General features: G+C 46.2%; 10 protein-coding genes, 1 tRNA gene and 1 other RNA gene. 3 read left to right on the top strand and 9 right to left on the bottom strand.

Annotated features, from left to right (window positions below; translation table 11 throughout):
• Positions 1–214 precede the first annotated feature (214 nt).
• From dtd to ACLOR3_RS10470, 9 genes are all read right to left on the bottom strand, one after another.
• Positions 215–658: a D-aminoacyl-tRNA deacylase gene (gene dtd, locus ACLOR3_RS10510; protein ID WP_411400763.1), complete on the bottom strand. Its 444-nt coding sequence runs from the start codon at positions 656–658 to the stop codon at positions 215–217.
• A 205-nt stretch (positions 659–863) separates the two neighbouring features.
• Complete coding sequence (locus ACLOR3_RS10505; protein ID WP_006595074.1) at positions 864–3,083, bottom strand: RelA/SpoT family protein; 2,220 nt, start codon at positions 3,081–3,083, stop codon at positions 864–866.
• A 251-nt stretch (positions 3,084–3,334) separates the two neighbouring features.
• On the bottom strand, positions 3,335–4,084 hold the full coding sequence (locus ACLOR3_RS10500; RefSeq protein WP_411400760.1) for a 16S rRNA (uracil(1498)-N(3))-methyltransferase: 750 nt from the start codon (positions 4,082–4,084) through the stop codon (positions 3,335–3,337).
• Between the two features lies 1 nt (position 4,085).
• Entirely contained in the window at positions 4,086–5,036 is a 951-nt protein-coding gene (prmA, locus tag ACLOR3_RS10495; protein ID WP_411400758.1) for a 50S ribosomal protein L11 methyltransferase, read from the bottom strand.
• Between the two features lie 137 nt (positions 5,037–5,173).
• Positions 5,174–5,647, bottom strand: a complete 474-nt coding sequence (locus ACLOR3_RS10490) for a GNAT family N-acetyltransferase (RefSeq protein ID WP_411400756.1) — start codon at positions 5,645–5,647, stop codon at positions 5,174–5,176.
• A complete protein-coding gene (locus tag ACLOR3_RS10485; RefSeq protein WP_411400754.1) occupies positions 5,644–6,078 on the bottom strand; it encodes an NUDIX hydrolase in 435 nt (144 codons plus the stop codon). The genes ACLOR3_RS10490 and ACLOR3_RS10485 overlap by 4 nt, the downstream gene beginning before the upstream one ends.
• A 49-nt stretch (positions 6,079–6,127) precedes the next feature.
• Entirely contained in the window at positions 6,128–6,670 is a 543-nt protein-coding gene (locus ACLOR3_RS10480) for a hypothetical protein (protein ID WP_195324316.1), read from the bottom strand.
• Between the two features lie 23 nt (positions 6,671–6,693).
• Entirely contained in the window at positions 6,694–7,767 is a 1,074-nt protein-coding gene (locus ACLOR3_RS10475) for a site-2 protease family protein (protein WP_411400752.1), read from the bottom strand.
• 18 nt (positions 7,768–7,785) lie between these two features.
• Entirely contained in the window at positions 7,786–8,256 is a 471-nt protein-coding gene (locus tag ACLOR3_RS10470) for a DUF3013 family protein (RefSeq protein WP_048717561.1), read from the bottom strand.
• 114 nt (positions 8,257–8,370) lie between these two features.
• Here ACLOR3_RS10470 and ACLOR3_RS10465 point away from each other — a divergent pair, with 114 nt between their 5' ends.
• The 3 genes from ACLOR3_RS10465 (at position 8,371) to ACLOR3_RS10460 (ending at position 9,977) form a co-directional block, all read left to right on the top strand.
• Positions 8,371–9,642, top strand: a complete 1,272-nt coding sequence (locus tag ACLOR3_RS10465) for a replication-associated recombination protein A (protein WP_411400750.1) — start codon at positions 8,371–8,373, stop codon at positions 9,640–9,642.
• Between the two features lie 66 nt (positions 9,643–9,708).
• Positions 9,709–9,902: non-coding RNA, 6S RNA (gene ssrS / locus ACLOR3_RS10730), on the top strand.
• Positions 9,903–9,904: 2 nt separating this feature from the next.
• Positions 9,905–9,977: transfer RNA gene (locus tag ACLOR3_RS10460), tRNA-Lys, on the top strand.
• Positions 9,978–9,979 lie beyond the last annotated feature (2 nt).

Genomic DNA, 9,979 nt, shown 5'->3' with positions numbered 1-9,979 from the left:
AAGTTCCATGACTTAGTTTTGAACCTAAGGTTTCAAAACTCCCGAGTGCTTGAAACAACAATGTTTCAAGCATTTTTCTCACGGCGGAAAGTTTCGGATTTACTTCGACAACTCAAAGTAATATAAGGATTTTTTTGAAAAATTATCCAGCTATCCTAAGTAAAAAGTAATTTGTCTACATTCAAACAAGCCCTTTAATCAAGGGCTTGTTTTTCTATGGATTTTTCGTATCGAGGATGATAGTCACTGGGCCATCATTAATGAGTTCGATTGCCATATCTGCAGCGAAGATCCCTCGTTTGACAGGGACTTCCTTTTCTAACAAATCATTGAAGTCATCGTAGAGCTGGCTGGCCATCTCTGGTTTAGCCGCCCCAATAAAGGCTGGACGATTGCCTTTTTTTGTCTGGGCAAAGAGGGTAAACTGCGAAACAGATAGGATTTCCCCTTGAATATCCTTGACAGATAAGTTCATCTTCCCTTCTTCATCCGAGAAAATCCGCATTTGCGTGACCTTCCGCACCGCGTACTCCAAATCCTTTTGGTTATCCTCAGGTCCCACTCCCACTAAGAGCAGAAGCCCATCCTGAATCTGACTATAGACTTGACCATCAATAGAAACCGAGGCCCTTTTGACCCGTTGAATTACTAATTTCATCTTATTATCCTATTTTAACAATCTATTGAGCATTCACTGCTACCTTCAAAGAAAATCGACATCAGACAAGGCAGTGAGACGCAGGCAGACTATCCGAAAACCAAAGGCTGTTCAGGTGCTTTTAGGGCAAGGCAGCGAGACGAAGACAGTACTGAAGTACGGCGAGGCGAGCTAACGAAGCAATAAAAGATAACTGAGCAGCCGACTAGCCGTTGGTACGCTTAACAGAGTACACCTCCGGCACACTCTTAATCTTATCCACAACCGTTGTCAACATAGACAGGTTTGGAATCCCGAAGGAAATGTGGATATTGGCAAATTTCATATCTTTGGTTGGTTGGGCATTGACAGTTGAGATCATCTTAGCCGTATTAGAGAGGACTTGAAGGACATCATTGAGAAGGCCTGCACGGTTGAGGCCGTAGATATCGATATGGGCGATGTAATCCTTGGTCGTGTTATTGTCTTCCCACTCGACGTCGATCAAGCGTTGCTCGTAGTTGTCTTGGGCCCGCAGATTCATACAGTCTTGACGGTGAATGGCAACCCCACGTCCTTTGGTAATGTAACCGACAATTGTATCTCCTGGGACGGGATTGCAACACTTAGCAATCCGGATCAAGAGACCAGAAGCCCCTTGGATGACCACGCCACCTTCATGGCGGACCTTGAGGGTGTCTTTTTTGTTTTCAACCTTGACTTCGCCGCCTTTGACCAGCTCCTCAGCTTCTGCACGCGCCTTGGCCTTTTCCTCTTCTCGACGCTCTTCCTCCGTCAAACGATTAAAGACAGAGATGGCTCCGATTTCTCCAAAACCGATGGCCGCAAACAAGGCCTCTTCGGTCTTGTAGCTGGTCTTTTGCAAGACCTTGTCCATGTGTTTCTTATCCATGAACTTGTTGGCAATCATATCATGCTCATGAAATTGGGCCATGAGCAACTCTCGTCCACGGTTGATCGAGAGTTCCTTGTCTTGGTTCTTAAAGAATTGGCGGATCTTATTGCGGGCCTTGCTGGTCTTGACGATATTGAGCCAGTCACGACTTGGTCCAAATGAATTTGGATTGGTGATGATTTCAACCTGGTCACCCGTTTTCAGCTTGGTAGTCAAAGGAACCATACGGCCATTAACTTTGGCACCAGTCGCTTTTTCCCCGATCTTGGTATGAATCTCATAGGCAAAGTCAATCGGTCCAGAATCCTTTGGAAGAGAACGAACCGCTCCATCTGGGGTAAAGACATAAATCTCTTCTGCCAGATAGTTTTCTTTGACAGTATCAACAAATTCCTTGGCATCATCCGCCTGGTCTTGGAGTTCCATCATCTCCTTGATCCAGTTCATCCCAATAGCCGATTCTTTGCTGTTGACTTGGCCCTTAATCCCTTTCTTATAAGCCCAGTGTGCCGCAACCCCGTACTCAGCAACCTCGTGCATTTCCTTAGTACGGATCTGGAACTCAATAGGACCTTTGGGTCCGTAGACAGTGGTATGAATAGACTGGTAACCATTGGCCTTGCGGTTGGCGATGTAGTCCTTGAAACGGCCTGGCATGGGCTTCCAGAGTTCGTGGATATAGCCCAGCATAGCATAGACATCGCTCGGTGATTCCAGGATACAGCGAATGGCAATCAAATCATAGATTTCATCAAAGCGCTTCTTCTTATCCTGCATCTTGCGGTAGATGGAGTAGATATGCTTAGGACGACCATAGATTTTCCCATAGAGGTGGCGTTCTGCCGCATAGGACTCGATCTTTTGGACAACTTCTTCTACCAAGGCTTCCCGCTCGCGACGCTTCTCCTTCATCATATGGGAAATTTTGTAGAACTCGACTTCGTTCAGATAACGGAAGGATAGATCTTCCAATTCCCACTTGACGCTGGAAATCCCGAGACGGTGGGCTAGTGGTGCATAGATTTCCATGGTTTCCTGGGAAATCCGTTCTTGCTTGTCCTTGCGTAAATGCTTCAAAGTCCGCATGTTGTGCAAGCGGTCTGCTAGCTTGACCAAGATGACACGGATGTCCTGAGACATGGCCATGAGCATCTTGCGGTGGTTCTCTGCTAGCTGCTCTTCATGGGACTTGTATTTGACCTTCCCGAGCTTGGTCACTCCATCAACAATCACTCGGACATCGTGTCCAAATTCGCGTTCTAAATCATCCAGGGTCGCGTCTGTATCCTCGACAACGTCGTGCAAAAAACCACAGGCAACCGTCACAGCATCCAACTTCAATTTTGCCAAAATGCCGGCAACTTGAATAGGGTGGATGATATAGGGTTCACCTGATTTACGGAATTGCCCACTATGGCAGTCGACTGCATAAAGGAGAGCTTTTTCTACAAATGCAACATCCTCTCCCGACAAGTATTTTTTGGTAAGGGCAATAACCTGGCCCCCTGTTAAAGGTTCTTCTTTCGGCATCTAGTTTTCTCCACTTTCTTGCCTTCTATTCTATCACTTTTAGCTCTATATGAAAACTAGTCCGATTGACTTTCATGCTATTTGAAGAGCTTTCCAGCACTATCAGCCAGAAATCCCGAACGTAGGTTCCCTTTTTATACAAATACTCCATTTTTTATAAAAAATTCATTAATTTGTAATATATAAAAAATAATAAAACGAATAAATTCTGAACAAAATAAGATATAAAAGAAACGCGTGAAGGTCTACCTTCACGCGTTTTTCATTAATTCCGTGACAACACTCACTGCACTAAGGGCATAGAGTGGGGCGGTTTCTGCACGGAGAATCCGAGGGCCAAGGCCTGCAAGGACTGCTCCTTTAGCTGTAAAACTTTCAATTTCAGCAGGTGAGAGACCTCCTTCTGGACCAAAGATAAAGAGAACCTTGCTCCCTTTTTCAAGACCACTTACAGCTTGTACAAGAGCAGCGCTTTCGCCTTCTTTGGCAGACTCTTCATAGGCCACCACGATGCGATCAAACTGGTCGAGTTGGGCTAGAAAATCTGCCTTTTTCTCAAAAAGGGTAATGCTCGGGACATGATTCCGCTTGCTTTGCTCTGCTGCTCCAAGGGCGATTTTTTCTAGTTTCTCGACCTTTTTGCCCAATTTTTTGCCATCCCATTTGGCGACCGACCAATCGGCAGGGAAGGCCCAAATCTGGCTGGCACCGAGTTCGGTTACTTTTTGAGTGATGAACTCCAGCTTGTCTCCCTTGGGAAATCCTGATGCAATAGTCACTTGAATCGGCAGTTCTACTTTGTCAGTCAATTCCTCGATTATCTCCAACTGACGCGCCTCTACATTGACCACGCTTGCCAAACGTTTGATCCCATCATCAAAGACTAGAGTAACTTCGTCATCCTCCTTCAGGCGCATGACCTGAAACATGTGCTTGCTGGTCTCCTTGTCCTCGATAGTGACAGGTGATGTGGCAAGACCTTTTACAAAATATTGCTGCATGCTAGCCTCCAATCACACCGGAGACATCCTTGGTCTTCTTGAAGACGCAGGCATTCCATTCCCCTTGGATCATGTGGGTTTCAAGGAAAAATCCAGCTGACTCAGCTGACTCACGTACCATGTCCCACTTGTCCTTGATAATGCCACTCATGATGAGATAACCTTCGTCCTTGACCAAGCGATAAGCATCATCTGTCAGATGGATGAGGATATCCGCCAAGATGTTGGCCACGATAACATCTGCTTCAATCTCCACGCCCTTGAGCAAATCACCTGGGGCTACATGGATGTTTTCCATGCCAGGGTTGAGCTCAATATTTTCCTGAGCGACGCGAACCGCTACATCATCTAGGTCATAGGCAAAGATTTCCTTGGCACCCAGAAGTGAGCTAGCAATGGAAAGGACACCGGAACCTGTCCCCACATCTAGCACTGTTTCGCCACCGCGAAGAACCTGCTCCAAGGCAAAGAGACTCATCTTGGTCGTCGGGTGTGTTCCTGTCCCAAAGGCCATACCTGGATCCAGCTTGATAATCTTTTCTCCCGCCGTCGCTTCATAGTCTGTCCATGACGGCACGATGGTCAAGTCATGGGTGATGCGAGCTGGTTCATAGTATTTCTTCCAATTATCAGCCCAGTCTTCCTCAGCCAAGGCAGTCGTGCCCATCTTAACTTCGCCCAGATCCATAAAATCTGTCAATTCTGCAAGGCGCGTCTGCAAATCCGTTTCAACAGCTGCTACATCAACCGTATCAGGGTAGTAGGCCGTCACCACGATTTCTTCTTGTTGCTCGACATCAGGAAAAATCTCACCGAAGCGGTCGACATTGCCCACATAGTCCATGCTATCTTCGATCGCGACCCCTTGGGCACCTAACTCGATCAAGAGGTTGGAGACTAGTTCCTCACCCTCACGCTTCACTGTAACTTTTAGCTCTTGCCATGTTTCCATAATTAAGATACCAAGCCCGTAAAACATAAAGCCAAAATAGGAAATTCTCTGAAGACGCTTGTGTCTAAGAGAAGTTTATCTTTTTGGCACAGTGTTTAGGGCGGGTTCAGTTTAGAAATTTAACCGAACCATCCTTTCTATTTCTCTATCAATTTTTTCATGTAGACCATATCCATGCCTTCTTTTTCAGGCTCGATATGGGTTTGACGATAGCCGTTTTTCTCGTAAAAGGCGACCATGCCTGCATCCTGTAATACCGTACACAAATCCCACTGTGTGATGGTTGGAAATTCCTCTTCTAGCAAGCGCAATCCCTCAGAGCCATAACCTTTTCCTTGATACTGGGGCAGAATCGCTGCGGTCCCCAACCAAGCTTCCGTTAACTCTTCATTGGTATGAATTCGTAGAAATCCGATTTTATCTTCGTTTTCTTTCACAAAGTAGTAATAGCTATTGGGCCGCTCAACTAATTTCCATTTGATTCGCTCGCGATCTTCTAGATAGGGATCATATTCATCTTGGTATTTGTCATAGACTGCCTTAAAACTGGCTCTTTGAATGGCAATAATGGTTTCTAAATCCTCTGCTCCGGCTTTCTCAAGTGTTATCATAAACTTTCCTCCACATAATCCCTCAATCTCCCCTGGAGCTGAGGCACAGCTTGTTTAGAATTGAGAAATTCCTCAATGTTCATCAATTTATAGCCCTGCCCTTCATCTCCAAAGGTGATACTGTCAAACTGATCCTGACTTAACTGACCAACCATAAAGACAGACTGCCAACCTTCATAGAGCATGCTGGGATAGACCTTACTACAGAGCAGGCAATCTTCGGTCAAATGAATGCCTAGTTCCTCATAGACTTCACGCGCCACGCACTCGAAAGGACTCTCGTCCCCTTCCCGACCACCACCTGGCAACTCCCACAGATTAGGCCAAGGAATGGTTGGTTTGTCATCGCGCAAGATGGTCAAAATTTGCCCATCACAAATCAAGGCAATCTTACAACCCGTAAAATCTATTCTGCTATCCAATAATTCCATGATGATGACCTTTTCTTATCATAACTACTACTCTATAGAAAACCCCTAGCTAGCTTTCTTCAATCACCTTTTGGCACTCTGCATCCCAGTACGCCTGCCATCTGCCATGTTTTTTAGCAAAATAAACCGTAAACTCATCATTGACATAATCTGCAACATAGCGAAGATTAGGAGGATTTTCATCAAAACTTAATATCCAAGGATGGAAGTAAAAGGTTTTCTCCCACCTCTTCTGAGTATAGCCGAGATTCTTGGCAAACTGAGGGATAGGTTGTTGCAACTCGCTTTCCAAATGGGACTGAATGGCATTGTCAAAACTATTCAAACGAGCTAATAGTTGCTTAAACTGATCTTCCTCCTCAATTTTGAAATCACCTATGAACTCAAATTCTGCAAAGTCTATAGAAAATTCAAATAATGTGATTTTACCATCCTCAACATAGTGCCCATCTTCATCAACACAACAACGAGTTCCTGACTTCAATACTCGCTCGAAATCTAAATCCGCAAAGCGATTGCGGGAAAGGATCGACTCACGTTCTTGAGATTTTTGGGATTTTTTACTAAATAACCGCTTAAATTTCTGAAGCATCGGACAGCTCCCTTTCCTATTTCTCAGCTCACCTGAGTCTCTTCTTCCTGTATGGCTTGTTCCAACTCATCTAACCACTGCTGGTAATAGGCTTTCTCATCCCGCAGCATGCGACTCACATCCATCTTCTGTCTGGCAAGCTTGATCGCCTTGTGTGTCTGGGTCAAATCCTTCTTGACGGTAAATTGATACCAGGCTTGGACCGCCTGTATATTGGTCAATTTCATCGACAAAAAAGACTTGACTCGTCGAATGGACGCGTATTCCTCTGCTTTCTCATGATCACCTTCCAATAAGGCGATATGCAGTAGGGACAACTGGGCGGCCGTTTGAATCATCGGGTTATCTGCCCTCTCCAGTAAAGCCTGAAAGTGCTCTTTAGCCGCCTCTCGATCGCCTTCTAGGATCAAAACTTCTCCCTGAAGGGCTAAGGCACCCTCCACAAAGCCTCCTTGGGCCTCCTCGGGAACAGGTCCAACAAAGTCTTTTAGGTCATAGTCTTCTGGGGCTAGCAGGGTCTGAGCAGAATGGCGCAGTCCTAGATAAGCATAGGTTACATTTTCAGGATGGCGCATCAATTCTAAAATTTTGGCTCCATCTGTAATCCCAAGAGGGAGAACATTGGCCAAAATAAAGGAGAGATTTAGACAAATCCAAGTTCCTGCAAAATACCAACTCTGTGTCAGAACTCCAAAGAGGAGGGATAGGATGAGTAAGGTCAAATGAACCAATATCCCACCTGAAAGCATCAAGATCATTCGTTGGTCACTTTCATCCTCTTTTAGTCCAATATACTGGGCGCCAACATTTTTCAGAACTGCCGTCTGGCTAAGACGAAACTTTCCTTCCTTTTTAGTCAGAAGGAAACTTCCCAAGCCCAAAGCGACGAGGCGATAACCCGTCAGATAGCCACAAAAAGCATGCCCCAGTTCATGAAGAATGAAAATGAGATACATGCTACCGAAAGTGAAGAGATAGCCCGGTACAAAAACCAGTTGAAAGCCTAAATCCGTAAAGGCGATCGTCCCCAAGGCAAAAGCACCCATCAAGAGAAGAAAGGACAGGCCGTAAACCAGGTAGGTCCCAATTTTTTTCATTAACTCTCCCACTTGTTTCTAATATCTCGGATAAGGGTAAAAGGTGCTTTCTTCTAGACCAACCTTTCCTTCTTCAAAAACTTCTTGGTTCCAGACGATCTCAAAGCTCTCTGCTTCTTCGTCTGCTAAGAAATCCATGAGGTCATCCAAGGCTAGCTCGGCCGTATCCTTTAGGAAGGTCGCAAAATAAGCTAGAAATTCCCGAGACAAGCCTTTTTTTGGCTCATACGGAATCGCCGTTAAATAGGCATCTTCTTCCACATGCGACTTGGCTGGATTGTAGAAGATGACGGCTTCTTCAAAGAAGATATCCTCGTCAGACTCTTCCCCCGACTCATCGACCAAGGCAACTCCTCCTGTGTTTTGCACTTCCAAGAGAAAAGCCACTTCTACCGCATGATTTTTCTTATCCCAATTGATCTCAAAGTCAAAGGGAAAGACCTTGTCCATTTCCTCTTCTAAAACATCCAAAAATCCATATTTAGACATCGTGTCCTCTTTCTAATTTCCCACTCTTAGAGCGGAATATGATACAATAGTTACTACAATCTTACCATAAAAACTGCCTCTTTTAAAGGAGACAAAGCTAGAAAGGAGACCCTCATGCCGGACAATCTCGCCCTGCGCATGCGCCCCAAAACCATCGACCAGGTTATCGGCCAAGAGCACCTCATCGGGGAGGGGAAAATCATCCGCCGCATGGTGGAGGCCAATCGTCTCTCGTCCATGATTCTCTATGGCCCTCCGGGGATTGGCAAGACCAGTATTGCTTCAGCCATCGCGGGCACGACCAAGTATGCCTTTCGGACCTTCAATGCAACCGTCGACAGCAAAAAACGCCTGCAAGAGATCGCAGAGGAAGCCAAGTTTTCAGGTGGCTTAGTCCTGCTTTTGGATGAGATCCATCGCCTCGATAAAACCAAGCAAGATTTTCTCCTGCCTTTGCTCGAAAGCGGTCTGGTCATCATGATCGGCGCAACGACTGAGAATCCTTTCTTCTCCGTGACGCCTGCCATTCGCAGTCGGGTACAGATTTTTGAGTTGGAACCCTTGACCAATGAACAGGTCAAAGAGGCGATCCAGTTGGCACTGAGCGACCCTGAGCGGGGCTTTGACTTCCCTGTTACCCTCGATGAGGAAGCCTTGGATTTCATAGCCACTTCGACCAATGGAGACCTGCGTTCTGCCTATAATTCTCTCGATTTAGCTGTCCTCTCTACTAAGGAAGGGGAGGATGGCATTCGCCACATCAGTCTCGACATCATGGAAAACAGCCTCCAACGGAGCTATATCACCATGGACAAGGACGGAGACGGCCACTACGATGTCCTCTCTGCTCTTCAAAAATCCATCCGCGGATCTGATGTCGATGCTAGTCTCCACTACGCCGCACGTTTGATCGAAGCGGGCGATCTACCCAGCTTAGCCCGTCGCTTGACGGTCATTGCCTACGAAGATATCGGCCTGGCCAATCCAGATGCGCAGATCCATACGGTGACAGCCCTTCAGGCAGCGGAGCGCATCGGCTTCCCCGAAGCCCGCATCCTCATCGCCAACATCGTCATTGATCTGGCACTTTCGCCTAAGTCCAACTCAGCCTACGTCGCCATGGACAAGGCCTTGTCTGACCTCCGGAAGTCGGTCAATCTTCCTATCCCCCGCCATTTACGGGATGGTCACTATGCCGGAAGCAAGACCTTGGGAAATGCCCAAGACTACAAGTATCCCCACAATTATCCTGGCAATTGGGTCCAACAGGACTACCTACCAGACAAGCTTAAGGGGGCATCTTATTTCACTCCCAATGAAAATGGCAAATACGAGCGAGCCCTAGGGACGACAAAAGAGAAGATTGATCAACTCAAGAAAAGGTGATATCGGTTCCAAAAAATTGAGATTTTCCCTTGAAATTTTTTTGAAATATGGTATCATATACATATAGAAACGCTGTGGTGTACGACTTCACACTTAAGTGTTGACCGACTATTTTTTGTATTATTAGGGAAACAAAGGACTTCTAACAGCATGCAGGCCGTATCACGCGGAAGCAGCTTCAGTTAGAGCAAGTTGCCCACCTGCTTAATTGCGCGGGTTCAATACAAACCGTGAAGTTTCGGCACCAATACAGCTTTTTTTTGCCTCCTTAGCTCAGTTGGTAGAGCAGTAGACTCTTAATCTATGGGTCGCAGGTTCGAGCCCTGCAGGGGGCATC

It is taken from the genome of Streptococcus intestinihominis (genome assembly GCF_046824975.1).
GTDB lineage: Bacteria > Bacillota > Bacilli > Lactobacillales > Streptococcaceae > Streptococcus.
This window is presented reverse-complemented; position numbering and strand designations above follow the sequence as displayed.

Bases quoted from the DNA above. Each gene is read 5' to 3' on its own strand.
- dtd (WP_411400763.1), bottom strand. From the start codon at position 658: ATGAAATTAGTAATTCAACGGGTCAAAAGGGCCTCGGTTTCTATTGAT.
- ACLOR3_RS10505 (WP_006595074.1), bottom strand. From the start codon at position 3,083: ATGCCGAAAGAAGAACCTTTAACAGGGGGCCAGGTTATTGCCCTTACC.
- ACLOR3_RS10500 (WP_411400760.1), bottom strand. From the start codon at position 4,084: ATGCAGCAATATTTTGTAAAAGGTCTTGCCACATCACCTGTCACTATC.
- prmA (WP_411400758.1), bottom strand. From the start codon at position 5,036: ATGGAAACATGGCAAGAGCTAAAAGTTACAGTGAAGCGTGAGGGTGAG.
- ACLOR3_RS10490 (WP_411400756.1), bottom strand. From the start codon at position 5,647: ATGATAACACTTGAGAAAGCCGGAGCAGAGGATTTAGAAACCATTATT.
- ACLOR3_RS10485 (WP_411400754.1), bottom strand. From the start codon at position 6,078: ATGGAATTATTGGATAGCAGAATAGATTTTACGGGTTGTAAGATTGCC.
- ACLOR3_RS10480 (WP_195324316.1), bottom strand. From the start codon at position 6,670: ATGCTTCAGAAATTTAAGCGGTTATTTAGTAAAAAATCCCAAAAATCT.
- ACLOR3_RS10475 (WP_411400752.1), bottom strand. From the start codon at position 7,767: ATGAAAAAAATTGGGACCTACCTGGTTTACGGCCTGTCCTTTCTTCTC.
- ACLOR3_RS10470 (WP_048717561.1), bottom strand. From the start codon at position 8,256: ATGTCTAAATATGGATTTTTGGATGTTTTAGAAGAGGAAATGGACAAG.
- ACLOR3_RS10465 (WP_411400750.1), top strand. From the start codon at position 8,371: ATGCCGGACAATCTCGCCCTGCGCATGCGCCCCAAAACCATCGACCAG.